General features: G+C 68.4%; 25 protein-coding genes. 14 read left to right on the forward strand and 11 right to left on the reverse strand.

Features of this window, described 5'->3' with window-relative positions:
- Positions 1-27 precede the first annotated feature (27 nt).
- Together H6G16_RS03330 and H6G16_RS03335 are read right to left on the reverse strand one after the other, a co-directional pair.
- A complete protein-coding gene (locus tag H6G16_RS03330) occupies positions 28-453 on the reverse strand; it encodes a phage holin family protein (protein ID WP_190388908.1) in 426 nt (141 codons plus the stop codon).
- Between the two features lie 68 nt (positions 454-521).
- Complete coding sequence (locus H6G16_RS03335; protein ID WP_190388909.1) at positions 522-1,301, reverse strand: DUF561 domain-containing protein; 780 nt, start codon at positions 1,299-1,301, stop codon at positions 522-524.
- A gap of 26 nt (positions 1,302-1,327) precedes the next feature.
- Between H6G16_RS03335 and tilS the strand changes: the two genes are divergently transcribed.
- Positions 1,328-2,413: a tRNA lysidine(34) synthetase TilS gene (gene tilS, locus H6G16_RS03340; RefSeq protein ID WP_347238776.1), complete on the forward strand. Its 1,086-nt coding sequence runs from the start codon at positions 1,328-1,330 to the stop codon at positions 2,411-2,413.
- Entirely contained in the window at positions 2,410-3,072 is a 663-nt protein-coding gene (locus H6G16_RS03345) for a hypothetical protein (RefSeq protein WP_190388910.1), read from the forward strand. The genes tilS and H6G16_RS03345 overlap by 4 nt, the downstream gene beginning before the upstream one ends.
- A gap of 19 nt (positions 3,073-3,091) precedes the next feature.
- Here the strand turns inward: H6G16_RS03345 and H6G16_RS03350 are convergent, their stop codons facing one another.
- From H6G16_RS03350 to H6G16_RS03360, 3 genes are read right to left on the reverse strand one after another with little or no spacing between them, the layout of a single operon-like run.
- Positions 3,092-5,107 carry a ribonuclease J gene (locus H6G16_RS03350; protein WP_190388911.1) on the reverse strand — a complete coding sequence of 672 codons (2,016 nt, stop codon included), beginning with the start codon at positions 5,105-5,107 and terminating at the stop codon, positions 3,092-3,094.
- Positions 5,108-5,167: 60 nt separating this feature from the next.
- Entirely contained in the window at positions 5,168-6,073 is a 906-nt protein-coding gene (dapA, locus tag H6G16_RS03355) for a 4-hydroxy-tetrahydrodipicolinate synthase (protein ID WP_190388912.1), read from the reverse strand.
- A complete protein-coding gene (locus H6G16_RS03360) occupies positions 6,070-7,149 on the reverse strand; it encodes an aspartate-semialdehyde dehydrogenase (protein ID WP_199289143.1) in 1,080 nt (359 codons plus the stop codon). Before H6G16_RS03360 ends, dapA begins: the two co-directional genes overlap by 4 nt.
- A gap of 228 nt (positions 7,150-7,377) precedes the next feature.
- Here H6G16_RS03360 and tig point away from each other — a divergent pair, with 228 nt between their 5' ends.
- The 5 genes from tig to H6G16_RS03385 all read left to right on the forward strand — a co-directional run bounded on the left by tig (position 7,378) and on the right by H6G16_RS03385 (position 13,472).
- Positions 7,378-8,811, forward strand: a complete 1,434-nt coding sequence (tig, locus tag H6G16_RS03365) for a trigger factor (protein ID WP_190388913.1) — start codon at positions 7,378-7,380, stop codon at positions 8,809-8,811.
- Between the two features lie 58 nt (positions 8,812-8,869).
- Entirely contained in the window at positions 8,870-9,529 is a 660-nt protein-coding gene (gene clpP, locus H6G16_RS03370; RefSeq protein WP_190388914.1) for an ATP-dependent Clp endopeptidase proteolytic subunit ClpP, read from the forward strand.
- A 77-nt stretch (positions 9,530-9,606) separates the two neighbouring features.
- Entirely contained in the window at positions 9,607-10,974 is a 1,368-nt protein-coding gene (clpX, locus tag H6G16_RS03375) for an ATP-dependent protease ATP-binding subunit ClpX (protein WP_190388915.1), read from the forward strand.
- Between the two features lie 13 nt (positions 10,975-10,987).
- Complete coding sequence (locus tag H6G16_RS03380) at positions 10,988-11,635, forward strand: lecithin retinol acyltransferase family protein (protein ID WP_190388916.1); 648 nt, start codon at positions 10,988-10,990, stop codon at positions 11,633-11,635.
- A 49-nt stretch (positions 11,636-11,684) separates the two neighbouring features.
- Positions 11,685-13,472, forward strand: coding sequence for a DNA polymerase III subunit gamma/tau (locus tag H6G16_RS03385; RefSeq protein ID WP_190388917.1), 1,788 nt, complete (start codon positions 11,685-11,687; stop codon positions 13,470-13,472).
- A 4-nt stretch (positions 13,473-13,476) separates the two neighbouring features.
- On the opposite strand, the gene H6G16_RS03390 is transcribed toward H6G16_RS03385, so the two are convergent.
- Positions 13,477-14,841, reverse strand: coding sequence for a glycosyltransferase family 2 protein (locus H6G16_RS03390; protein WP_190388918.1), 1,365 nt, complete (start codon positions 14,839-14,841; stop codon positions 13,477-13,479).
- A gap of 24 nt (positions 14,842-14,865) precedes the next feature.
- The gene (locus tag H6G16_RS03395; RefSeq protein WP_347238777.1) at positions 14,866-16,449 is read right to left on the reverse strand and encodes a SpoIID/LytB domain-containing protein; all 1,584 of its coding nucleotides are present in this window, start codon (positions 16,447-16,449) and stop codon (positions 14,866-14,868) included.
- Between the two features lie 77 nt (positions 16,450-16,526).
- Between H6G16_RS03395 and rpmI the strand changes: the two genes are divergently transcribed.
- Genes rpmI through H6G16_RS03410 form a run of 3 tightly spaced genes read left to right on the forward strand, consistent with a single transcriptional unit; the run spans position 16,527 to position 17,684 of the window.
- Positions 16,527-16,724, forward strand: coding sequence for a 50S ribosomal protein L35 (gene rpmI, locus H6G16_RS03400; protein ID WP_094558996.1), 198 nt, complete (start codon positions 16,527-16,529; stop codon positions 16,722-16,724).
- Positions 16,725-16,774: 50 nt separating this feature from the next.
- Positions 16,775-17,122, forward strand: a complete 348-nt coding sequence (gene rplT / locus H6G16_RS03405; RefSeq protein ID WP_190388920.1) for a 50S ribosomal protein L20 — start codon at positions 16,775-16,777, stop codon at positions 17,120-17,122.
- A 19-nt stretch (positions 17,123-17,141) separates the two neighbouring features.
- A complete protein-coding gene (locus H6G16_RS03410; RefSeq protein WP_190388921.1) occupies positions 17,142-17,684 on the forward strand; it encodes a tetratricopeptide repeat protein in 543 nt (180 codons plus the stop codon).
- 31 nt (positions 17,685-17,715) lie between these two features.
- On the opposite strand, the gene H6G16_RS03415 is transcribed toward H6G16_RS03410, so the two are convergent.
- Positions 17,716-18,360, reverse strand: coding sequence for a hypothetical protein (locus H6G16_RS03415; RefSeq protein WP_190388922.1), 645 nt, complete (start codon positions 18,358-18,360; stop codon positions 17,716-17,718).
- A 167-nt stretch (positions 18,361-18,527) separates the two neighbouring features.
- Between H6G16_RS03415 and H6G16_RS03420 the strand changes: the two genes are divergently transcribed.
- The 4 genes from H6G16_RS03420 to H6G16_RS03435 all read left to right on the forward strand — a co-directional run bounded on the left by H6G16_RS03420 (position 18,528) and on the right by H6G16_RS03435 (position 21,987).
- Positions 18,528-19,274: a thiazole synthase gene (locus tag H6G16_RS03420; protein ID WP_190388970.1), complete on the forward strand. Its 747-nt coding sequence runs from the start codon at positions 18,528-18,530 to the stop codon at positions 19,272-19,274.
- 101 nt (positions 19,275-19,375) lie between these two features.
- Positions 19,376-19,543 carry a ssl1498 family light-harvesting-like protein gene (locus tag H6G16_RS03425; RefSeq protein ID WP_190388923.1) on the forward strand — a complete coding sequence of 56 codons (168 nt, stop codon included), beginning with the start codon at positions 19,376-19,378 and terminating at the stop codon, positions 19,541-19,543.
- A 96-nt stretch (positions 19,544-19,639) separates the two neighbouring features.
- Complete coding sequence (locus H6G16_RS03430) at positions 19,640-20,833, forward strand: NAD-dependent epimerase/dehydratase family protein (protein WP_190388924.1); 1,194 nt, start codon at positions 19,640-19,642, stop codon at positions 20,831-20,833.
- 17 nt (positions 20,834-20,850) lie between these two features.
- Complete coding sequence (locus tag H6G16_RS03435; RefSeq protein ID WP_190388925.1) at positions 20,851-21,987, forward strand: glycosyltransferase family 1 protein; 1,137 nt, start codon at positions 20,851-20,853, stop codon at positions 21,985-21,987.
- Between the two features lie 7 nt (positions 21,988-21,994).
- Here H6G16_RS03435 and mrdA read toward each other — a convergent pair whose 3' ends face one another.
- The 3 genes from mrdA to H6G16_RS03450 are packed head-to-tail and all read right to left on the reverse strand — an operon-like array spanning position 21,995 to position 24,789.
- Positions 21,995-23,716 (reverse strand): penicillin-binding protein 2, encoded by a 1,722-nt coding sequence (mrdA, locus tag H6G16_RS03440; RefSeq protein ID WP_190388971.1) that lies wholly within the window; start codon positions 23,714-23,716, stop codon positions 21,995-21,997.
- Between the two features lie 38 nt (positions 23,717-23,754).
- Entirely contained in the window at positions 23,755-24,156 is a 402-nt protein-coding gene (locus H6G16_RS03445) for a hypothetical protein (RefSeq protein WP_190388926.1), read from the reverse strand.
- A 51-nt stretch (positions 24,157-24,207) separates the two neighbouring features.
- Positions 24,208-24,789 carry a hypothetical protein gene (locus H6G16_RS03450; protein WP_190388972.1) on the reverse strand — a complete coding sequence of 194 codons (582 nt, stop codon included), beginning with the start codon at positions 24,787-24,789 and terminating at the stop codon, positions 24,208-24,210.
- Positions 24,790-24,862 lie beyond the last annotated feature (73 nt).

The raw sequence follows: 24,862 nt of genomic DNA on the forward strand, positions 1-24,862 counted from the left end.
AGTCGCTGTGACTCCGGCAAACCGAACTCAGGCCAGCGGCGCCGTGGTGATCAACGCGGCCGCCCGGGTGAAGTCCACGTCGAGGCCCAACAGCCTCAGGATCAGGGCCGAGAGCACCGCGTACACCACACCGCCCAGAATCGCGCTCAGCACCCCGTTCTTGAGGCGGAACCCCTTGATCAGCCAGGCCGCCAGGCCAAACAGGATCACGGTGATCACCCAGTTGAACAGCAGGCTCACCGGACTGATCAACCCGCCCAGGCTGGTGATCGCCCAGACGGGGCCCAGCACCAGCTTCAACGGCCAGATCAACAGGGTGCCCAGCAGGCCGATCACCACGGCGGAGAGCAGGGCAACCGGAAAGCTGCTCACCTCCACGCCGAGGGGCAGCCAGGCCACGATCAACAGCACAATGGCCCGGATCGGCCACTGCAACAGCCACATCAAACCCATGACAGACGAGCAGGGATCAACCCCCGCAACGTAGACATGGGTTCAACACAGGGCCAACTCTCCTGGCGTCAAACGGCAACGTTGGCGCGGTTGGCAAGGGCTTCCCGCAGACCACGCACCACCGCCACCATGGCCAGCTCGTCCTGGAGCCTGTTGATCGCCGACCCCACGCCCACCCCGGCGGCGCCGGCGGCAATGGCCAGCGGCACCGTGACGGCCGACAGGCCCGAGGCACACAGCACCGGAGCGATGGCCCCGGCCGACCGCAAAGCGCGGCTGATGCTGTGGGCCGCCGCCAGGGTGGGGGCCGCCTTCTCGATCAGGCCCAGGCTGCCGGCGCTGAAGGGCTTGGCGCTGGTGCCGCCTTCGGTCTGGATGATGTCGGCACCAGCCGCCACCAGATCCACGGCCAACTGCTCCTGCTGATCGAGGGGCAGCACATGGGGCACGGTGACACTCAACACCACCTCGGGCAGCAGGGCCCGGGTGCGGCGGGTGAGCTCCAGCACTTCAGCCGCGTCGAAAATTCGGCCTAAGGGGTAGAAGGCGTCGTAGTTGCCAATCTCCACCAGGGCGGCACCGGCAGCCACGGCGGCCGGGAACAGCTCGGGGTCCACGGCACTCACACAGATCGGCAGACCGCTCACCTCGGCCGCCAGGCGTACCAGGGCCGAATCGCAGGCCACATCGATCAGATCGGCGCCACCCAGGCCGGCGGCGCGGCTGATGCGCTCCACACTGGCGGCGTCGAAGTTGGTCAGGCCGGCGATCACCTTCAGGGCTCGGCGCTCGGCCAGGGCCGTGCGGAGCGAGGCGGGCAGCTGTGCCAGACGCGACTTCGCAACCATGGGGACACAAGCATTGGGATAGTGGGGTGATTCTCCCATCCAGAGGCCCTACGGCCCAGGCCCCAAGCCACCAACCCGCTCAGCGCTGGGGGCCCGACCACCTGCGGCTGCACCGTCACCTGCTGCGCCATCCGGAACTGCTGCCTGCGGGGGCCACCCTGCTGCTGGCCCTCTCGGGCGGGCAGGACTCCATGGCCCTGCTGGCCCTGCTGCACGACCTGGGCCGCCTGCACCAGTGGTCCCTGCGGCTCTGGCACGGCGACCACCGCTGGCGGCCCGACTCCAGCCACCAGGCCGCCGAGTTGGAGCGCTGGACCGCCTCCCTGGGGCTGGAGCTGCACATCGACACCTGGGAGCCACCAACGACCCAAAACGGCCGGGATCCCCGCAACGAAGCCGGCGCCCGCCAGTGGCGTTACGGCCAGCTGGAAGCCAGGGCCAGGGCCCTGGGGGCCACCCATGTGGTGACGGCCCACACCGCCAGCGACCGGGCCGAAACCCTGCTCCTGCACCTTGCCCGCGGCAGCCACCGCCGCGGCCTGGCCAGCCTGCGGGGCCAACGGCCCCTCAGCCCCGCAGGGGAAGACAGCACCCCCATCCTGTTGACCCGGCCCCTGCTGACCTTCTCCCGGGCCGACACGGCCCGCCTCTGCAGCCAGCTGGGCCTGCCGGTTTGGACCGACCCGTCGAACAGCGAGCGCCGCTTCAGCCGCAACCGCATCCGGGCCGAGGTGCTGCCCGTGCTGGAGGAGCTGCATCCCGGCGCCGCCCAGCGCATCAGCGCCCAAGCCGAACGGTTGGTGGAGGAGGTGAACAACCGCGATGCCCTGGTCGACCTGGCCCTGCAGGGCCTCGGGGCTGGTGGACGAGAGCTGGCCCTGCGGCGCCCCGAGCTGGTGCGGCAGGACGCCGCCACCCAGCGCCAACTGCTGCATCGCTGGATCGAACGCCTCACGGGCCAGGCCTTGACGGCCAGGCCACTGGAAGAGCTGCTGCCGCGGCTGCAGGCCGGCCAGCCGCCTGGCACAACGGCCCTGCGCGCAGGTTGGCAGCTCCGGTGGGATCGCTGCACACTGTGGCTGAATCCTCCCTCCCCACACCCCACGCAATGACCGCCTCGCCGGAGTCTCTGCAACAGCGCTACGAAGCCATCGAGCGGGTCTACAGCGAGCGGCAGTGGGACGACGTGGCCCGCCTGAGCGAGGCGCTGCTGCTGGAACTGCCAGACGACGCCGGCCACCCCCTGCGTCAACGGCTGCAGCTGTTGCTGGGCCACACCTACCTGTACGGCTACGAAGATGCCGCCACGGCCACCGGCTTCTACAACCGGGTGCGCGCCGCCACCTCAGAAGCCGTTCTGCGGGATATCGCCGACCAGGGGCTGGAGCAGTGCGCCAGCCAGGCCGCTGGAAACAAACCGACCTCAGGCCCAGGCCCGTCCTCGGCGGAGGGCTCCGCGGCTGCAGGCGGCCAGGCGTTCCCGTTCAGCTCCACACCCGTGGCTGCTGGGGCGGGCGCCACGGATGCCATACCCGCCATGCCCTGGATGACCCAACGGGATGAGATCCCTGTGCCGGAAGCCGAGCCGGAGCTGGTGGTGGACGTGGTCGAAGAGCCCGAGCTGATCGATGTGGCCCAGGCCGATCCTGCCCGGGCCGAAGAGCTGGAGGTGGCCATCCGTTCGGAGAGCACCCACGCGCCCGTGGGCGGATTCAGCCCCGAGGAGATTGCCGATCTCTCCAAGGGGCTGCTGCGGGTGGTGATCCGCTAGGGCTGCAACCCGGCCAGGCTCAGCCGGCGGCGGCGGAGCGGCGGCGGCGGGTGCGGCCAGCGGGTTCTGGCTCCAGCTCCACCGGTGCCGCTGAAACCGCTGCTGCCGCAACGGCTGTGGACGGAGCAGAGGCCGGAGCCGGGGTGGCCGGAGCGCCGACGGCGGCCAGCTGACGCTGGGGGGCTGGCGCCCGTCCCCGCTCATCCCGAGCTGCATCCCGACCACCCCCGCGACCACGGGGGGCCGGGCGGCTGTCGGGCTCGGCATCGGCCCGTCCCTTGTAGGCCGGTGTGCCGGCGGGGGCGGGCTGGACCAGGCAGATGATCAGGGGCTCCACCTGCAGCTCGCGGCGCAGGCGGCGCTGCAGGCCCACCTCCACCTCCCGCTGCACACCCACCCAGTCGACGTCGGGGGCCTTGCCACCGGTGTTGCGGCAGAGCTGGTTCCAGCGGTTCTCCAGCACCCAGCCGATTTCCCGCTCGGCCCACATCGAAAGCTTGCGGGCATCCGCCGTGGTGACCACACCGCGGAGGTTCACCCGGGGCGGCGCCGCCATCACGCCATCGATGCTGATCACCGCCAACAGGGTGATCACGCCGTCTTCCGCCAGCTGCTGGCGCTCCTTCAGCACCCGGGCATCGACGATGCCGTTGCGGGAAGCATCCAGCAGTTCGATACCCGCCTTCACCGGATCCCCCTTGCGGATCGAATCGGCGGTGAGTTGCACCACGTCGCCGTTGTCGATGATCAGGATGTTGTCGGCCGGCACACCCATCGATTGGGCAGTCTTGCTGTGGGCCACGAGCATGCGGTGCTCGCCGTGCACCGGCACGAAGTATTTGGGCTTGGTGAGGGCCAGCATCAGCTTCTGGTCTTCCTGGAAGCCATGGCCGGACACGTGAATGCCCTCGCCCTTGCCGTAGACCACCTTGGCTCCCTGCATCATCAGCCGGTCGATGGTGTTCACCACCGAGATGGTGTTACCGGGGATCGGGCTGGCCGAGAAGATGATCGTGTCGGTGCTCTTCACCTGCACCTGGGGGTGCTCGCCCCGGGAAATGCGGCTCAGGGCGGCCAGCGGTTCACCCTGACTGCCGGTCATCAGCAGCAGGGTTTCCCGGTCGGGCAGATCGCGGATCTGCTTGATCGGCACGAACAGGTCGTCGGGGGCGCGCATGTAGCCCAACTCCCGCGCCTTGGCGATCACGTTGAGCATGGAGCGGCCCAGCAGGCCCACCTTGCGGCCGTTCTTGAGGGCCAGCTCCAGGATCATCGAGACGCGATGGATTGAGCTGGCGAAGGTGGTGATGATCACCCGGCCTTCCGCCTGGGAGATGTGGCGATCCAGGCAGGGGAAGACGGAACGCTCGGGCGGGCAGAAGCCCGGCACCTCGGCGTTGGTGGAGTCGCTGAACAGGCACAGCACGCCCTGCTCGCCGTAGTGGGCCAGGCGGGCCATGTCGAAGGTTTCGCCATCCACCGGGGTGTGGTCGAACTTGAAGTCGCCGGTGAAGATCACCGTGCCCACGGGGGTGGTGATGGCCAGCGAGAAGCTGTCGGCCATCGAGTGGGTGTTGCGGATGAACTCCACCGAGAAGTGCTGGCCCACCTTCACCACGTCACGCGGAGCGACGGTCTGGAGGATGGTGCGATCCATCACGCCGGCTTCTTCCATCTTTCCGGTGAGCATGGCCAGCGCCAGGCGCGGCCCATGAATCACGGGGATGTTGAAGTTCTTGAGGTGGTGGGCAATGCCACCGATGTGATCTTCGTGACCGTGGGTCACGATCATGCCGCGAATGCGCTTCTGGTTTTCCTTCAGATAGCTGGTGTCCGGCATCACCACGTTGACGCCATGCATGCCATCGCTGGGGAAGGCCAGGCCGGCATCCACCAGCATGATGTCGTCGCCGTACTCGAACACGCAGGTGTTCTTGCCGATCTCGTGCAGGCCGCCGAGGGGGATCACCCGCAGGTGGGGCTGGCTGGGGCTGGCGGACCGGGTGCCGTGGTTGCTGCCATTGGAACTAGTCATAAAGGAGGGGCGTTCAGGAAAGGAAAACGGACGGAGCGGATCTGGTCTCAAGCCTTGGCGTCATGTGGGACGCAGGGCGGCCAGGGTTTCGGAGAGGCGTTGTCGCACGTCGGCAGGGGCGGACGGCAAAGGAAGACGGGGGGCACCCACCGGCCAGCCGCAGAGCTCCAGGGCGGCTTTGACGGGGATGGGATTGGTGGTGCAGAAGAGGGCCTTGCACAGGGGCAACAGCTGCTCATGCAGGGCCAGGGCCAGGGCCTGATCGCCCTCGAGGAAGGCGCGCACCATCGCACTGATCTGGGGGCCGGCCAGGTGGCTGGCCACACTCACCACCCCCACGGCCCCGACGGCGAGCATCGGCAGGGTGAGGGCGTCATCGCCGCTGTAGATGGCCAGACGGTCGCCACAGAGGGCCCGCAGCGCACTCACCTCTTCGGTGGTGCCGCTGGCGGCCTTGAAGCTCACCACATTGGGGCAGTCGAGCAGCCGCGCCGTGGTCTCCGGGCTGAGGCTGCAGCCGGTGCGGCCGGGGATGTTGTAAAGCATCAGCGGCAACGCGGGAGCCGCAGCGGCCACGGCACGGAAATGGGCTTCCAGGCCGTCCTGGGGAGGCTTGTTGTAGTAAGGCACCACCACCAGGGCACCGTCGGCACCCAGGGCTGCGGCCTGGCGGGTGGCCTCCACCGCCTCGGCGGTGCAGTTGCTGCCGCTGCCGGCCAGCACCTTGGCCCGATCGCCCACGGCTCCCTTCACCGCCGCAAACAGGGCGTGCTGCTCGTCCCAGCTGAGGGTGGGGGATTCGCCGGTGGTGCCGCACACCACCAACCCATCGGAGCCATGGCCCACCAGGTGGTCGGCCAACCGGGCGGTGAGGGCCAAATCCACCGAGCCATCGGCGGCAAACGGCGTGACCATGGCCGTCACCACCCGACCAAAGGGCGCACAGGCGTCTGGGCTGCGGCTCAAGCGGCACCTCCTGGGGTGGCGTTCGGGCCCTGGATCAGCAGTTCGGCGATCTGGATGGCATTGAGGGCGGCACCCTTGCGGATCTGATCGCCGCAGAGCCAGAGCTCCAGGGCATTGGGCTCGCTCAAGTCTTGGCGGATGCGACCCACGGCCACCGGATCCCGGCCGGTCACATCCGTGGGCATGGGAAAGCGGTTGGCCTCGAAGTTCTCCAGCAGTTCCACCCCGGGGGCCACCGCCAGCAGGGCGCGGGCTTCGTCCACCGGAAAGGGCTCGTGGAATTCGATGTTGACGGCTTCGGAGTGGGCCCGCAGAACTGGCACCCGCACACAGGTGGCCGAGAGCCGCAGCTCAGGAACCCCCATGATCTTGCGGGTTTCATTGACCATCTTCAACTCCTCCTCGCAGTAGCCGTTGGGCTGGAGCGGCGAGTTGTGCAGGAAGAGGTTGAAGGCCAGGGAGTGGGGCAACACCGCACTCACCGGTTCGCCCCCGTCGAGCACGGTGCGGCTCAGGCTGCGTAGCTCCTCCATGGCCCGGGCTCCGGCACCACTGGCGCTCTGGTAGGTGCTCACCACCACCCGACGGATCGCCCGACGGGCCGCCAGGGGAGCCAGGGCCAGGGTGAGCAGGATCGTGGTGCAGTTGGGGTTGGCGATGATGCCCCGATGGCTGAAGGCGGCCTCGGGGTTCACCTCAGGCACCACCAGCGGCACCTCCGGGTCCATCCGGAAAGCACTGGAGTTGTCGATCACCACGGCACCGGCCTGGGCCGCCACCGGAGCCCACTGACGCGACACCGAACCTCCGGCCGAGGCCAGCACCAGATCGACACCCGCAAAGGCAGCGGCCTCAACGGGCTGGATGGTGAGGGCCTGGTCCTGCCAGCGCAGGCTCTGGCCGGCGGAGCGGGGCGAGGCCAGCGGGATCAGCTCGGCCACGGGAAAGTGGCGTTCCTCGAGCAGTTCGAGCAGTTCTTGGCCCACCGCACCGGTAGCTCCCAGCACCGCCACCCGCAGGGGTCGGTTGGGAAGGGCGATCGGGGTGGGGGAAAGGGCGGTCTGGGCGGCGGTCAAGGGAGCGGGAACGGGATCGAAAGCGAGTGGCGGAACCGAGTGGGGGACGAAACCCGGGCCGAATGCTGAAGGGCCGGAGGGCTGAAGCTGCCGCAAAGCGCAGGGTCTGCATTCAGACCTGCGGATGCCGATTGGGAAGCTATCGCCTTCGTCGTGCGCCGTCCCGACAATACGCGTTCCGGGTCCGGAACGGTCAGTTTCTAGGATCGGCGGCTGCATCCGTTTTCCATGAGCTCTGCCGCCGCCCCATCCACCAGCCTGTCCGTCAAGGCCACCCCCCGCCCGGGCAGCCGCGTGGCCCTCGAGGTGGCCATCCCCGGCGGCCGCAGCCAGGCCAGCTACGACGCCGCGGTGGAGAAACTGAGCCGCAGCATCAAGCTGCCCGGTTTCCGCAAGGGCAAGGTGCCCCGGCCCGTGCTGCTGCAGCAGATCGGCCCCCTCCGCATCCGCGCCACGGCCCTGGAAGATCTGGTGGACTCCGCCTTCCGCGACGCCCTGGAGCAGGAGCCGGTGGCGGCCATCGGCCGGCCCGAGCTCAGCGAGGGCTTCGAGGCCGTGCTGGAACGCTTCGAGCCCGGCAGCGCCCTCACCATCACCCTGGAGCTCGACGTCGAGCCCACGCCCACCCTCAAGGCCACCAAGGGCCTGAAGGCCGAAGCCGAGGCCGTGGACTTCGATCCAGCCCGGGTCGATGAGCTGATTGAACAGTCGCGCAAGCAGCTGGCCACCCTGGTGCCCGTGGAGGGACGTGCTGCCGCCAGCGGGGATGTGGCCGTGCTGAGTTTCAGCGGGGTTTACGCCGACACCAACGAGGCGATCAGCGGCGGCAGCAGCGACGCCATGGAGGTGGAACTGGAGGAGGGCCGCATGATCCCCGGCTTCGTCGAGGGGGTGATCGGCATGGCCGTGGGCGACACCAAGACCATCGATTGCCAGTTCCCGGACAGCTATCCCCAGGAAGAATCCGCCGGCCGGCCGGCCCGCTTTGACATCGGCCTCAAGGACCTCAAGAGCCGGGAGCTGCCCGTCCTTGACGACGCCTTCGCCCAGCAGGCCAGCGACAAGACCACCCTGGCGGAGCTGCGCGCCGACCTGGAAACCCGACTGAAGGACGACGCCGAGCGCCGGGCCAAGGCCAACCGCCACGACGCCCTGCTCGCCGCCCTGGTGCAGGAGCTGGAGGTGGAGCTGCCCGAAACCCTGGTGCAGCAGGAAATCCGCAACCTGGTGGAGCAGACCGCCAGCCAGATCGCCCAGCAGGGCATGGACGTCAAGAAGCTGTTCACCCCCGACCTGGTGCGCAGCCTGATGGACACCTCCCGCCCCGAGGCCGAGGAGCGTCTGCGCCGCAGCCTGGCCCTCAAGGCCCTCGCCACCGCTGAGGCGATCGAGGTGGAGGCCAAGGAGCTGGAGGCCAAGGTGAAGGAGATCAGCCGGGGCCTGAGCCAACAGGGCAACATTGATCCCGAGCGCCTGCGCCTGGCCGTGGCCGACGACCTGCTGCGCGACAAGCTGCTGGAGTGGCTCGAGGCCAACAGCACCATCACCGAGAAGGCACCCGAATCGGCCTCGGCGGGCGACGGTGCGGGCAAGCCCAAGGCAAAGGCCAAAGCCAAGGCCGCCAAAGGCGAAACCAAGGCCGACGCCACCGCCGAGGCCTGATCCGGGCCCGGTGCCGGGTCAAAGCCCATAGATTGCAACCACGAGCCCTCCCCCGCGCGTGATCGACGCCACCATCCGCCACCCCATCCACAGCAGCTGGAGCCCCAGCGGCTCCCCCGGGGTGCTGCCCACCGTGGTGGAGCAGTCGGGCAAGGGCGACCGTGCCTTTGACATCTATTCGCGCCTGCTGCGCGAACGGATCATCTTCCTGGGCACCGGCATCGACGACCAGGTGGCCGATTCCCTCGTGGCCCAGCTGCTGTTCCTGGAAGCCGAGGATCCGGAGAAAGACATCCAGATCTACGTGAATTCGCCGGGCGGCTCGGTGACCGCCGGCCTGGCGATCTACGACACCATGCAGCAGGTGGCCCCCGACGTGGTGACCATCTGTTACGGCCTGGCGGCCTCCATGGGCGCCTTTCTGCTGTCGGGCGGCACCAAGGGCAAGCGGCTGGCCCTGCCCAATGCCCGGATCATGATCCACCAACCCCTCGGCGGCGCCCAGGGCCAGGCCGTCGACATTGAGATCCAGGCCAAGGAGATCCTGTTCCTCAAGGACACCCTCAACGACCTGATGGCCGAACACACCGGCCAGCCCCTCGAGAAAATCACCGAAGACACCGATCGCGACTACTTCCTTTCCCCAGCAGAGGCGGTTGAATACGGCCTGATTGATCAGGTGGTGACCGACTCCAGCGCGGCCACGGCCCTGGTTTGATCCTTAAGGACGGCTGACGAACCGAGTTTTCCGTCGATCCTGAATCCAGGACCCCCTGCCCGCCCGTCGCCGCCCCGATGGCCAAGTTCGACGCCCACCTGAAGTGCTCGTTCTGTGGCAAGTCCCAGGAACAGGTGCGCAAACTGATCGCCGGCCCCGGCGTTTACATCTGCGACGAATGCATCGATCTCTGCAACGAGATCCTGGATGAGGAACTGGTGGACGGCCAAGGCAGCGGCAGCAGTGGCGGCCGGCACGCCCCGGAAACCGGCCGCAGCAAGGCTCCCGCCAAGAAAACCTCCAAGCCAGCGCCCACCCTGGCCGAGGTGCCCAAGCCCCACGAGATCAAGGCCTTCCTCGACCGCCAGGTGGTGGGCCAGGAGGAGGCCAAGAAAAACCTGTCGGTGGCGGTCTACAATCACTACAAACGGCTGGCCTGGCAGGGCGACGGCAAGGGCGAAACCGATCAGACGGCCACCCGCCTGCACAAGAGCAACATCCTGCTGATCGGCCCCACCGGCTGCGGCAAGACCCTGCTGGCCCAGACCCTGGCCGAGATGCTCGACGTGCCCTTCGCCGTGGCCGACGCCACCACCCTCACGGAGGCGGGCTACGTCGGTGAAGACGTGGAAAACATCCTGCTGCGGCTGCTCCAGAAAGCCGATCTGGATGTGGAGCAGGCCCAGCGGGGCATCATCTACATCGACGAGATCGACAAGATCGCCCGCAAGAGCGAAAACCCCTCGATCACCCGCGATGTGTCCGGCGAGGGCGTGCAGCAGGCCCTGCTGAAGATGCTCGAGGGCACCGTGGCCAACGTGCCCCCCCAGGGCGGCCGCAAGCACCCCTACCAGGACTGCATCCAGATCGACACCAGCCAGATCCTGTTCATCTGCGGAGGCGCCTTCGTCGGTCTCGAAGACGTGGTGCAGAAGCGGATGGGCCGCAATGCCATTGGCTTCCTCAGCGCCGATGGCAGCAGCCGGCCCCGCACTGGCAAGGATCGGCACGCAGCCGAGGTGCTGCGCCACCTCGAACCCGACGACCTGGTGCGCTACGGCCTGATCCCTGAATTCATCGGTCGGCTGCCGGTGAGTGCGGTGCTCGAACCGCTCGACACCACCGCCCTGAAGTCGATCCTCACCGAACCGCGCGATGCCCTGATCAAGCAGTTCCAGACCCTGCTGAGCATGGACAACGTCCTGCTCGAGTTCGAGCCGGGGGCCGTCGAGGCCATCGCCATCGAGGCCCACCGGCGCAAGACCGGCGCCCGGGCCCTGCGCGGCATCGTGGAAGAGCTGATGCTTGATCTGATGTACGACCTGCCCTCCCGCAAGGACGTCACCTCCTTCACCGTGACCCGGGACCTGGTGGAACAGCGCAGCAAGGCCCAGGTGCTGCCGCTGGGCGGGACCGTTGAGGAAGCCCAGCAGGCCAGCGCCTGATCCAGCCCCACCGATGACCGCTGCCGACCACCTGCAGGTGCCGCGCCAGCATGGCCTGTTCCTGCACCACGGCATCGATCTGGGCGACGGCAGCGTGGCCCACTACCTGGAGGGGCGCGAAATTCTGCGCAGCCCGGTGGTGGACTTCAGCCGCGGCCAACCCGTGGCCGTGGTGCCCTACGCCGAAGGCACCTGCTCACCCGTCGGCGTGACCCTGCGGCGCGCCATGGGGCGGCTGGGCGAACAGAACTACAACCTGCTGTTCAACAACTGCGAGCACTTCGCCCACTGGTGCAAAACAGGCCGCCACCGCAGCGCCCAGGTCGAAGACTGGCTCCATACCGGCAGCCTGGGGGCCCTGGCCCTCGGCCAATGGATGCCCGCCGCCGTGCTCACCGGTGCCCGGATGCTGCTGGGCCAAAGCCCCCAGCTGGAGAAGGGCAAGGAGCTGGCGCGGCGCAGTCTTGACCAGCTCGACCAGCTCCGCCTCAGCCTGCAGCAGAAGCTGGAGGAGGAACTCGCCCGGGCCGAAGCACGCTGGGGGGAGGAGCGCTTCGAGAGCCTGCGGCTGGCGGCCCAGAACCTGGCCGACCGGCTCACGGAGGTGGAAGAACTGGAAGAGCGCCTGCGGCGCCAGTTCGAACCGGGACAGGACCAGTAATCTCAACCATCCGCCTCTTCGAGGCAGCCTCCCTGCGCGCCGCTGCCCCATGAGCCCAACGGCGATCCCCAGCTACCAGCCCCTCCACCACAAGTACCGGCCCCAGCGGTTCAACCAGCTGGTGGGTCAGGAGGCGATCGCCGCCACCCTGGGCAATGCGCTGCGCACCGGGCGAATCGCGCCGGCCTACCTCTTCTGCGGCCCCCGCGGCACCGGCAAAACCTCCAGTGCCCGCATCCTGGCCCGCTCGCTCAATTGCATCGGCGCCGCGGGTCCCACCCCGGAACCCTGCGGCGTCTGCGAGCTCTGCACCTCCATCGCCGCGGGCAATGCCCTCGATGTGATCGAGATCGACGCCGCCTCCAACACCGGCGTCGACAACATCCGCGAGCTGATCGAACGCTCCCGCTTCGCGCCGGTGCAAGCCCGCTGGAAGGTGTACGTGGTGGACGAGTGCCACATGCTCTCCACCGCGGCCTTCAACGCCCTGCTGAAAACCCTGGAGGAGCCGCCGCCGCGGGTGGTGTTCGTGCTGGCCACCACGGACCCCCAGCGGGTGCTGCCCACGATCCTGAGCCGCTGCCAGCGCTTTGATTTCCGCCGCATTCCGCTCCAGGCCCTGGAACAGCACCTGGCCTGGATCGCCGAACAGGAATCCATCGGCATCACCCCCGAGGCCCTTCACGTGGTGGCCCAGCGGGCCCAGGGGGGCCTGCGCGATGCCGAGAGCCTGCTGGATCAGCTGAGCCTGCTGCCGGCGCCGATCGAGGCCACGGCGGTGTGGGAACTGCTGGGGGCGGTGCCGGAACAGGAGCTGCTGGCCCTAGCCCAGGCCCTGGCCAGGGCCGAACCCCTCGCCCTGCTGGTGGGCAGCCGGGAGCTACTCGAGCGGGGTCGCGAGCCTGCCGCCGTGCTGCAGGGGTTGGTGAGCCTGCTGCGGGATCTGGTGCTGGCCGGCACCGCCCCCGATCGGCTGGAGCTCACCAGCGTGTCGCCCCAATTCCGCGGCGACCTGCCCGATCTGGCCCGGGCCATCGGCAAAACGCGGCTGCTGCAGTGGCAGGCCCAGCTCAAGGGCAGCGAACAGCAACTGCGCCACAGCGTCAATCCACGCCTGTGGCTGGAGGTGCTGCTCCTCGGGCTGTTAGCCGAACCGGTTGCCGTTGCCACGGCAGCCCCGGTGGCCACTCCTATTGCGACTCCCGCCCCAGCCCCCGCACCCCCGGCCCCACCCCTGGCAGCGACCCCGGCTCCAGCCGCACCCGCAGAAACACCCCCGGCCGCGACAGAGACCGCAACCGAAACGGCCGCAGCGGAGCAGGCCCCCAACCTGCCGGAACTGTGGCAACAGATCCTGGCCGGTTTGGAGCTGCCCTCCACCCGCATGCTGCTGTCCCAGCAGGCCCAGCTGGTGCGGCTGGACGAGCGCCGGGCCGTGGTGCAGGTGGCAGGCAACTGGATGGCGATGGTGCAAAGCCGCCTCTCCCTGCTCGAGACGGCGGTGACCAAGGCCCTCGGCAGCCCGCGCCAGCTGGTGCTCGAAGGCGGCGGGGAGCCCATGCCCCCGCCCAGCGCCGCCCCAGCCCCAACGGTCTCCCGGGTGATCCCGGCAGCAACGCCGACAGAAAAGCCGGCACCGACGCCGGCCGCCCCGGCCATGGAGGAGCCCCCCACTCCCGCTGCCCCGGAGAGTCCCACACCCGTTTCGGTTGCCGCTCCGGCCCCCACCGCCCCCCTGGATGAAAAGGCACGGCGGCTGGCCGAGTTCTTCAACGGCGAGGTGGTCGAACTCGATGGCCCCCTCGACGGGCTCCCCCCCGACGAAGCGGCGGCCTGAGCCCTCAGGCGGCGGCCGGATCCTCCATCGGCGCCTCGTCGTCTTCGCCGAGGTGCATGGTCTTGGCCCAGACCAGGCTCTTGGGCAACAGGGCCATGCGCAGGCTGGTCCAGGGAATCACCACAAACCAGTGGCCGAGATAGGCAATGCCCAGGGCCAAATTCCAGGGATTCATCGCGGGCAGGGGCGGACCCTCGCCGGGTCGACGACAGCCGGCCAGGATGGCGCCCCCCGAGAGTCCGAAGGCCACAAAGGACAGGGGCCAGACCGTGGGGGACGTGCGGGTGATCAGGGCTCCGAGCAGATCGGCGATCGCCACCACCGGCAGCCCGTACTGGAGCAGGAAAAAACAGGCCAGATCAAGCTTCTGGGCCCCACTGAGCCGGTCCGACAACAGGCCAGGCCCGTAGTCGAAGAACCGCTGCAAGCCCCCTTCAGCCCAGCGCTGGCGCTGACGCCAGAGGGCCGCCAGGCTGAGCACGGCCTCCTCCTGCACGGGAGGGTCCCAGAGCAAGCCCACCGGCTGGCCGTCGAGCAGAAGCCGGAAGCTGAGGTCAAGGTCGTCGGTGACCGTGGCCTCATTGAATCCACCGCTGCTGATCAGGGCATCGCGGCGCAGCAACTGGCCGTTGCCGCGCAACTCGACCACGCCACCCACCGCCAGCCGTCCCTGCTGGATCACGGCGTCCAGGGCCATCTCCATCGCTTGCGCCCGGGTGAGCCAATTGGCCGTGGCATTCACCTCGGCCTTGCGCAGCTGAACGGCAGCCCACCCGCCCTGCTCCGCATAGGGAATCAGGCGCTCCAGGGTGTCGCTCTGGAGATCGGCGTCGGCATCGAGCACGAACATCCAGCGACCCTGGAGCTGTTGCAACACCAAATTCAGGGCCCCCGACTTGCCACCCCCGGCATCGGCCTCGCGACGGAGCACCCGCAGAAAGGCATGGCGTTCCTGAAGCTCGGCCAGCACCTGGGGGGTTCGATCACGGCTGGCGTCATCGATCACCCAGAGCCGCAGTTGCCCCTCCGGGTAACGCAACTGGGCGATGCGCTCCACCAACCGCCCGATCACGGCCTGTTCATCGCGGGCTGCCACCACCACGTCCACCGCCGGCAACGCAGCCATCGCGGCCCCCTCGCCCTCGGCGAGCGGTGCCGCCGGATCGGCAGCGGAGGACGAGGACCCAAAGGCCCGCAGCAGCACGGTGCGCAGGGTGTATCCCCCCAGCAACACCGCCAGAGTGATGGCGGGAACCAACCGCAGGGAACCCTGCAGCCAATGGGGCGCCATCCCTGCCCAGCCACAGCCGATCAGGAACAGGGCAGACTTGCCACGACGGTGATCGGTGGAACGGCCACCCGCAGCCATGGCGATCCCAGAAGTCGCCGAACTCTAAGGGGAGCCTGCAGAAGCACCGGTGGGCTCGGCTCCAACCCCGCGGATGAGAGCCCGAAGGGGCTCCAGGCTGGTGCCCGGATAGTAGTGATGGAGGATTCGGGTCAGGCTCCAACCACGACGGGCCAGGTCGATCGCTCCCGCCTGGGACAGGCCAGCACCATGGCCAAACCCACCCCCGTCGAAACGCCACCGTCCCGGACCCTCAGGGCGCAGCACAAACAAGGTGCTGGGCAACTGCCGCAGGGTGCGCCGAATGGCATCGCGCCTCAGCACCAGTCGCTGGGGGGATCCGGCCGGAGCCTGGAGGGTGATGGCCAGGGCCAGGACCCGGCCACTGGGGCCCCGCTCCAGCACCGCCAGTCCGGTGGGCAGGCCAACCTGGGGGGCCGTACGGGCCAGGGCCTGGCGAATCTGGGCCGCGTCGAGGCTGCGGCTCCAGCGGAACCGGGGATGGTCAGCCCCGTAAGCCCGGGAGGTGGCCGCCAGGGCCGCGGCAACCCCGGCCGGCGGCAGGGGTAGGGCCACGCTGGCCTCCATGGCGGGCGGACCATCCACCCGCGGCCGGAGATAGGGCAGGGACGACCCACTCCAAACCTCCTCAAACCCAGCCGCCAGACCCCCGTTGGTGGCGTGATAGACCCCATGGATCGGGGCGCCCTGCCAGGCCAGCACCTGATGTCGGGTCGCCCCGACCGCCTGCCGCACGGCCGCTCCGGCCTGACGGGGATCGGCGTACACCTGGCATTGGGTGTCGGCACAGAGGTGGTAGCCATCCACGGCGAACCGCTCCTGGTTGCGCACGGCCCAGGTGCGGGCCAACACCGCCTGGGCTGCCAACGCGGCCGCAGGAGCACCGGCCCCAATCTCGTGGGGCACCACCCCGAGCAAGTAACGCTCCAAGGGCACCTGCTCCACCAGGGTCCAGCTGCCGTAGGCATCGCTCTGCAACCGGAAGGGCCCGGCATAGACGCCCCCCTGCCAGCGCAATCCCCCCGGGGCCTCCAGTCGCAGCGGACCCTCCAACAGCAGCGGGCCCTCAGGGCGCCGCAGCTCCAACACGAGGCGCTGGCGCTGGAGCTGCTCCAGTCGCCTCGGCGAAGCTCCGGGGGGCACGGGGGCCTGCAGGGGGGCCCACAACTCCCATTCGGCCGGATGGGCAATCACCGCAGCCGCTCCGGCCTGGCGCCAACGGGTGGCCGCATCCTGGGCGCTTTCATAGCTGGCAAAGGGACCCCAGACCTGGCGCCGCAGGGTCAGGGGCTGGGCCAAGGGCAGGCTGCGCCACTGCAACGTGAGCTGGGGGGCCCGGAAGCGCTGGCCCGACGCTGTCTCCAGGGTGAGGTTGCCGGCGGCGCTGCGCAGCAGCAGGGGGGCCGGAGGGCGCAGATGGGCAGCCAGGGCCACCCACAGCACCGGCGCTGCCGCATCCAGCGCGGGCGGGGCGGGCACGGGCCAGTGCGTGGTGCTCGATGGTGGGGCGGGCACGTCGGCCCGACAGCCCCCAGCCAGGGCCAGGGAACCGGCCCAGGCCGCCAGCGGGAGCAGCGATGGGAGCGAGGCCATCCGGAGCGAAACCATGGCTGGCGAAGAGGGGGCTTGGAGGAAGGCACTGCCACGTCGTACTCTGCTTGTTTGTGCACGCCGCGACGCGAGACATGCCGAAGCTCAAGACCCGCAAAGCAGCCGCCAAGCGGTTCAAGGCCACCGGCAGCGGCAAATTCCTGCGTCGCCGGGCGTTCCGCAGCCACCTCCTTGACCACAAGAGCCCGAAGCGCAAGCGCTACCTGGGCACGATGGCGGTGGTCGACGAGCGCGACGCGGACAACGTGAGCGCGATGCTCCCCTACGCCTGATCCCACGGGGCCCCTGCCCGTCCGTTTTCATTTTTTCCTGATTCCCTGCCATGGCTCGCGTCAAGAGGGGCAACGTTGCCCGCAAACGCCGTAACAAGATCCTTCGCCTCGCCCGCGGCTTCCGCGGTGGCAACGGCTCCCTCTTCCGCACCGCCAACCAGCGGGTGATGAAGGCGCTTTGCAACGCCTACCGGGACCGTCGGCGTCGCAAGCGCGACTTCCGCCGCCTTTGGATTGCCCGCATCAACGCGGCTGCACGCCTGAACGGTCTGAGCTACAGCCGCCTGATGGGTGGCCTGAAAAAAGCCGACGTGCGCCTCAATCGCAAGATGCTGGCCCAGCTGGCCGTGGTCGATCCCGGCAGCTTCACCAGCGTGGTGGGTGCCGCCAAAAACTGAGTCCCCCCGGTAGGTCCCCTTGGACGCCCTCCTTCCGCAGGCCTACCTGATTGGGCTGATTGTTCTTCTCGGGGTCGCCGCGATCGTGGTGGCCCGCCAAATCTGGCGGGTGCGTGCCGATGAGGTCACGCTGGCCAAGTTGGAACGCAACGACAGCGCCAAGCCCTCCGATGCCGCCAGCTTGTATGAACTGGGTTCGGTGCAGCTGCGCAAGCGGCTCTATGGGCAAGCCGCCGAATCCCTAAAGCAGGCCCTGAAGAAGGCAGAAGCCGAAAAGGAGCCGGCCGAAGCCAGGGCGGTGATCCAAAACGCCCTCGGATTTGCCCTCGCCGCCCAAAACAATTACAAAGCCGCCATGCGCCACTACAAACTGGCGCTTGAGGCCAAACCCGCCTACCCAGTGGCCCTCAACAACCTGGCCTACGCCCTCGAAAAGCAGCTCAAATGGGAAGAGGCCAGGGAGACCTACGAACGGGTCCTTGGCTTGGATGCCACCAACAAGACGGCGCGCAAACGGCTCAAGCTTCTCGAACGCAAGGTCGGCACTGACAAGGTGGCCTGAACGGCGCGTCCAGGCCCTTCGTGCCTACCGCTCACCAGAGTCCGCGGACCGCGGATCCGGAGCCTGCGCCTGAGCCTGACCCATAGGCATTGCGGCTGGTGGCCGTTCGGGTGGTGCTGACGGGCCGCAGATCGAGGCGACCACCTCGGCTGGTCAGTCGGGGAGCTTGCCAGCCGGACAGCTGCAGGCCCTCCAGACCGGTGAACACCCCACCCAGCTCCAGACCTGCGACATCGCACTGACACAGCACCAACAGATCCAGCTGGTCAGACTCGGCATTGAGATTGCCCTGCACGGGAGTGGTCACCCCCCCCACGGTGAGCTCACCCCGCAGGTCAATCATCTGGCCCATCGGCCGGGCCGAAGCCAACCGCAGCTCGGCGTTGACGGTCTGGGAATTGTCGAAAGACTGATACACCCCGCTCCAGGTGAGGGGCAGATCCACCGCCAGCAGCTGGGCGCGGGCGACGGGATCGAAGGTTTCGGCCCCACCCAGACCACTGAGGGACTCCCCGCCGGAGCTGGCGGCCGCGGGGGCCATGAAGGGGACGAAGGCCTCACTGGCCAGGGGTGTGGCCGCCCGCGCCGGGGACTGCAGCTGCGGCACCCCAAGGAGTGGAAGAACGGCCAGGGGCACAAAAGCCAGGGGCACGGCAGCCCGAACAACGACGGACACGACGGAGGGGAACCAACTGATGGGAGGCTAGGACCGTTGCCGAGATCTGGCCCTGTTCCGTGGTCACCACAGCCCCCCCCAGCGATCCGCACACCGATTCGCACCCGGATCCAGCCCCACGCCAGGACCCACTGCTGATCGGTGGCCGCCATTTTGGCAGCCGGTTGATGACCGGCACGGGCAAATATCCAAGCCTGGCGGCGATGCAGGCCAGCCTCGTGGCCAGTGGCTGCGAGATCGTCACCGTGGCGGTGCGACGGGTGCAAAGCCAGGCCGACGGCCACCAGGGGCTGATGGAGGCGATCGACTGGACCCGCATCTGGATGCTGCCCAACACGGCCGGCTGCGCCACCGCCGAGGAGGCCATCCGGGTGGCCCGACTGGGTCGGGAGCTGGCCAAGCTGGCCGGCCAGGAGGACAACACCTTCGTGAAGCTGGAGGTGATCCCCGATACAAAACACCTGCTGCCCGACCCATTCGGAACCCTGGAAGCGGCCGAGCAGCTGGTGAAAGAGGGATTCACGGTGCTGCCCTACATCAACGCCGATCCGCTGCTGGCCAAACGACTCGAGGAGGCGGGCTGTGCCACGGTCATGCCGCTGGGGTCGCCGATCGGCTCGGGCCAGGGCATCCGCAACGCCGCCAACATCGCCCTGATCATCGAGAACGCGGCCGTCCCGGTGGTGGTGGATGCCGGCATCGGCGTGCCCAGCGAGGCCGCCCAGGCCATGGAGATGGGGGCTGACGCCCTGCTGATCAACAGCGCCATCGCCCTGGCGGGCGATCCCCCGGCCATGGCGCGGGCCATGGCCCTGGCCACCGAAGCTGGTCGGAGTGCCTTCCAGGCCGGCCGGTTACCCGTGAGGGGGCAGGCGAGCGCCAGTTCGCCCAGCTCCGGACGGGTGGGCAGCTGACGCCCTCGGCCACAGGCCGGGCGCTCTGTGACGATCCATGCCAGGGCCTGGGCAGCCAGGGACAGCATCCATAAGTTGATCGTCCTTGCGCACCCTCTCCCATGCAAGTGACTGAAGAAGACGGCGGCAGGCTCAACGCCTTCGCCCGCGAACCCCGCATGGTGGTGATGGACCGGGCTGAAGCCAGCGCCTCCAACTCCCGCCTGCTGCTGATCGGCGGAGCCGTGCTGGTGGCGGTCCTGGTGCTGGTGGCCACCTGGATCAGCTGAGCCCTAGGCCGAACGCCTGTAGTAGCTTGCGAGGCAGAGCACCCGCTCGTCCTGCTGGAGTTGGGTTCACGGAATGAGTTCGGCATGGGGGTTGCGATGAAGGTCTTCGTTCTCGGCGGCGACGGCTTCTGCGGTTGGCCCTGTGCGGTGAACCTGGCCGACGCTGGCCACGAGGTCGTCATCCTCGACAACCTCAGCCGCCGCAAGATCGACATCGATCTGGAGGTGGAGTCGCTCACGCCGATCGCCACCATGGGCGACCGCCTCAGGGCCTGGGAGCAGGTGGGCGGCAAGCCGATGCGGTTCGTGCACCTCGACCTGGCCCACGAGTACCAGCGGCTGGTGGATCTCCTTCTGGCGGAGCGTCCTGATGCAGTCGTCCACTTCGCCGAGCAGCGGGCCGCCCCCTACTCGATGAAGAGCAGCGCCACCAAGCGCTACACCGTTGACAACAACGTCAACGGCACCCACAACCTGCTAGCCGCCATCGTGGAGAGCGGCCTCGACATTCACATCGTGCACCTGGGCACGATGGGGGTGTACGGCTACGGCTCCCACCGCGGCGCCACCATCCCGGAGGGCTACCTCAAGGTGGAGGTGCCCCAGCCCGACGGCTCGCGCTTTGAAGAGGAAATCCTGCACCCGGCGAGTCCGGGCAGCGTCTACCACATGACCAAGACGCTGGATCAGCTGCTGTTCCTCTACTACAACAAGAACGACCAGGTCCGCATCACCGACCTGCACCAGGGCATCGTCTGGGGCACCAATACGGAGGCCACCGAGCGGGATCCCCGGCTCACCAACCGCTTCGACTACGACGGCGACTACGGCACCGTGCTCAACCGCTTCCTGATGCAGGCGGCGATCGGCTACCCCCTCACCGTGCATGGCACCGGCGGCCAGACCCGCGCCTTCATCCACATCCGCGACTCGGTGAAGTGCGTGCAACTGGCCCTGGAGAACCCGCCGGAGCGGGGCGAGCGGGTGAAGATCTTCAACCAGATGACCGAAAGCCACCAGGTGGGCGAGCTGGCCCGCAAGGTGGCTGCCCTGACAGGTGCCGAGATCAACTACCTGCCCAACCCCCGCAATGAGGCCGTCGAAAACGACCTGATCGTGGACAACCGCTGCTTCATCGAGCTGGGCCTCAATCCCACCACCCTCGATGACGGCCTGTTGGCGGAAGTGGTGGATGTGGCCCGCCGCTGGGCCGATCGCTGTGACCGCAGCCGCATCCCCTGTGTGTCGGCTTGGACCCGCACCCAGGCCCAGGCCATTCAGACGGCCTGAGGCGCCCCAGATCACCCTTGAAGATCGCCTTTTTCACCGAGACCTTCCTGCCCAAGGTTGACGGGATCGTCACCCGCCTCACCAAGACGGTGCAGCACCTGGTGGCCGCCGGCGACGACGTGCTGATCTTCTGCCCGGAGGGGGCCCCCGACACCTACATGGGGGCGCAGGTGGTTGGGGTGCCGGCCATGCCGCTGCCCCTCTACCCCGAGCTGAAACTGGCCCTGCCGCGGCCAGCCGTGGCCGAAGCCCTGGACCGCTTCCAGCCTGACCTCGTCCACGTGGTGAACCCGGCGGTGCTGGGCCTCGGGGGCATCTGGCTGGCCAAGACCAAGGCCTACCCCCTGGTGGCCAGCTACCACACCCACCTGCCCAAATACCTGGAGCACTACGGCATGGGCATGCTGGAACCCCTGCTGTGGGAGCTGCTCAAGGCCGCCCACAACCAGGCCCGGCTCAACCTCTGCACCTCGACAGCGATGGTGCAGGAGCTGAGCGAGAAGGGGATCCAGCACACCGACCTCTGGCAGCGGGGCGTCGACACCGACCTGTTCCAGCCGGCCCTGCGCTCCGATGCCATGCGGGCCCGGCTGCTCAATGGCCAGAGCGACACCGGCAAGCTGCTGCTCTACATCGGTCGCCTCTCGGCCGAGAAACAGATCGAACGGATCCGCCCCGTGCTCGAGGCCATGCCCGAGGCCCGGCTGGCCCTGGTGGGGGATGGCCCCTACCGCCAGCAACTGGAAAAGATCTTCGCCGGCACCCCCACCCACTTCGTCGGCTACCTGGCCGGTGAAGAGCTGGCCGCCGCCTACGCCAGTGGCGACGCCTTCCTGTTCCCCTCCAGCACCGAAACCCTGGGCCTGGTGCTTCTGGAAGCCATGGCAGCGGGCTGCCCCGTGGTGGGAGCCAACCGGGGCGGCATTCCGGACATCGTCAGCGATGGGGTGAATGGCTGCCTCTACGAGCCGAACCAGGAGGGCAGCCTGGCGGCCGCGGTGGAACGGCTGCTGGGCGATGCCAGCCAGCGCTCCCAGCTCCGCCGCAACGCCCGCGAGGAAGCCGAGCGCTGGGGCTGGGCCGGGGCCACCGAGCAGCTCCGCGGCTACTACCGCCGGCTGCTGGACCATCCCGAACTGCAACTCGTCGCCTGAGCCTGAGTCAGGAACGGGGCGAGGGGCTGGGGAGACTGCCGCGAAACCAGGTGGTCATCAGCGCCTTCACCATGGGGGCGGCAACGGTGCCGCCGTAGCCCCCGGAATTTTCACCAAACGCGATGATCACCAGGGTGGGCTTACCGGCAGGGGCGTAGCCGCCGAACCAGGCGTGATCGGGACGGGGGGGATCCTCTCCGGTGCCGGTTTTACCCGCCACCGGCGGGAGGCTGGGATCGTTGAGCAGCGTGGCGGTGCCATTGGTCACCACCTGGCGCAGTCCATCGCGCAACACCTGAAGGGTGGCCGGTTTGAGACCGATCCAGATGCGTTCCGTGGGGCGCTCCACCAGGTGGGGCGTCACCAGCCAGCCGCCATTCGCCACCGCGGCATACAGCCGGGCCATCTGGATCGGCGTCACCTGCAGAGCCCCCTGGCCGATCGCTGAGGTGATCGTGTCCACAGGCGTCCAGGCCTCCCCCAGCACCTCCCGTTTCCAGGCCTGATCCCCCAGCAGACCCGGCGTCTCCTCCTCCTTCAGCTCAATGCCCGTGACCTGGCCGTAGCCCATGCGCCGGGCGGCCTTGAACAGCTCATCGGGACCCACCTTGAGCCCCACCTGGTAGTAGAAGGTGTTGCTGCTCACCGCCAGGGCCAAGGGGAAGCCGATCGCCCCATGGGCGCCGTGGTCGCCGTAGCAGAGGCCGGCGTAGCAGAAGGAATTCATCGTCATCACCTTCGAGCCAGCGGTGTAGCGGCCGGATTCCAGGCCCGCCACCGTGGTGACGATCTTGAAGGTGCTGGCGGGGGGGAAGCCCTGGAAGGCCCGATTCAACAGGGGGGCCGTCGGCGCGTTGAGGGCGGACCACTGGCTCGTGCTGGGCGCGGGCGAGAAGACGTTGGGATCAAAGGTGGGCCGACTGGCCAGGGCCCGGATGGCTCCGGTCTGGGGGTCGAGCGCCACGATCGCTCCCTTGCGCACCCCATCAAGGGCCCGCTCCGCCGCCTGCTGCAGAGCCAGATCGAGGGTGAGGCGCAGGTCCTTGCCGGCCTTGGCGGGTTTTTCGCCCAGGATCCGCTGCACCTGACCCGCCGCATTCACCTCCACCTGCTGGCCGCCCCATTCCCCACGCAGGTGCGCCTCGTATTGCTTCTCCACGCCACTGCGGCCCACCCGGTCCAGGATCCGGTAACCCTTGGCTTCGAGCTGGGCGTATTCCTCTTCGGTGATGCCGCTGGTGTAGCCGAGCACGTGGGCTGCCAAGCGCCCATGGGGATAGCTGCGCAGGATGTCCACATCCACCTCGGCCCCCGCCAACCCGGAGGCCTGCTCCCGGAAACGCAGGACCTGCTCGGGCTTGAGACCACTGGCGAGGGCAATACGGAACCCCTCCGCATTGGCACCGCTGCGCCGCCGCGCCTCCAGCTGGGCCGCAGGGACGCCCATCACCGCCACCAGTCGATCGCGCAGGGCGGGCCATTGGGCGTCGCTGACCTCCCGGGGCTGGATGTAGAGGTTGTAGGTGAGGCGACTGGTGGCCAGCACCTGGCCATGGCGATCCAGCAGCCGGCCCCGGATGGGATTGCGGGCCATCAGGCGGATCCGATTTTCATCGGCCCTGGCCCGGTTTTCAGCGCCATGCAGCAGCTGGAGCCAGGCCAGCCGGGCCACCATGGCCCCGCAGAACACCAACACCACCGCCAGCAGCAGCGCCGGCTGACGGCCCATGCCGGTGTGGCGCGATGCCCCGGAGACAAACGCCACGGTCAGTTGCCGCCCCCTTCGGTGGGGTTGGCGAGCCCAAGCCGCTGCTCCAGCAGCTCCAGGCGCCCGGCAATCAGGGCCAGGCCCTGCTGCAAGGCCAGGGCGTCCTGGGGATCGGCCCCATGGACATCACCAGCGTCAGGGTGGGCCATCTCGTGCACATCCACCTTCATCACGGGATTGCCCAGACCAGGACTGACCCGATCCAGTCCCTGCCGCACCTGACTGGCGGCAGGCTCACCCTCCTGGCGCAAGGTGCCGAGGGGATCGGCAGACCGGCCATCAAAGGCCGCCATCACCTCCTGGGCACCGCCCTTGCGGGCCCGCTCCACCACCGCCAGACCCACGGGCAGGACGTCCTGCATGAGGGTCAGCCGGAGGGCATCAAGGGGATCGGTGGCCATGGCGGCAGTCCTGGCACTGGATCTCCAGTCTGACGCGCCGGCACCCGAACCTCAGGGCGCCAACCGCTGAATCCCCGGATCGACGATCACCTGCCGGCAGTTCTGCTGGCTGCCCCACCACCAGCCAGCCGCCACCGCGATCACCAGAAGGGAGGCCAAGGGCACCAGCGCCTGGCGGGTCACATCAAGGGAGAGCCACTCGCCCCAGGCCCGCAGGGTGCGCTCGCGATCGAAGCGCCGGCGAGCCTTCTCCTCCTCCTGCTGACGCCGGCGCAGGGAACGGGCCACCCAGCGCTCAAACGACTTTTTCTTGGTGACCGCCATCTTGCGCTCAACCTCAAGCAGCTGACCGGCCGTGAGCTCGGGGTTGAAGGTGCTGATCAGCTCCAAACTCTTGAGGAACATCTCAACGGCGCCATCCTTGGCGGCCCGCTCCGCCTCATCGAGCAACTCCCAGTCGACCTCGGGATAGAAGCGGGCGCGGTTGCTGACGATCTGGTCTTCCATCAACTGGCCGGGCTCCCGGAGCCAGCGGTCGGTGTTGGCGTCGAACCGACGCCAATAGAGGAAGGGATTGAGGTAGATGGTCTTGCCGCCCAACAGGATGCTGTCCTGCTGCAGCCGTCGCTGCATGTCGGAATCGGGAGTTGTCGAGCTGGGGGGCGCGGAGGCGGCAGTCACGACGGCGGGGCTGGGAGCCGATGGT

It is taken from the genome of Cyanobium sp. FACHB-13342 (assembly GCF_014697415.1).
Lineage (GTDB): Bacteria > Cyanobacteriota > Cyanobacteriia > PCC-6307 > Cyanobiaceae > Cyanobium_A.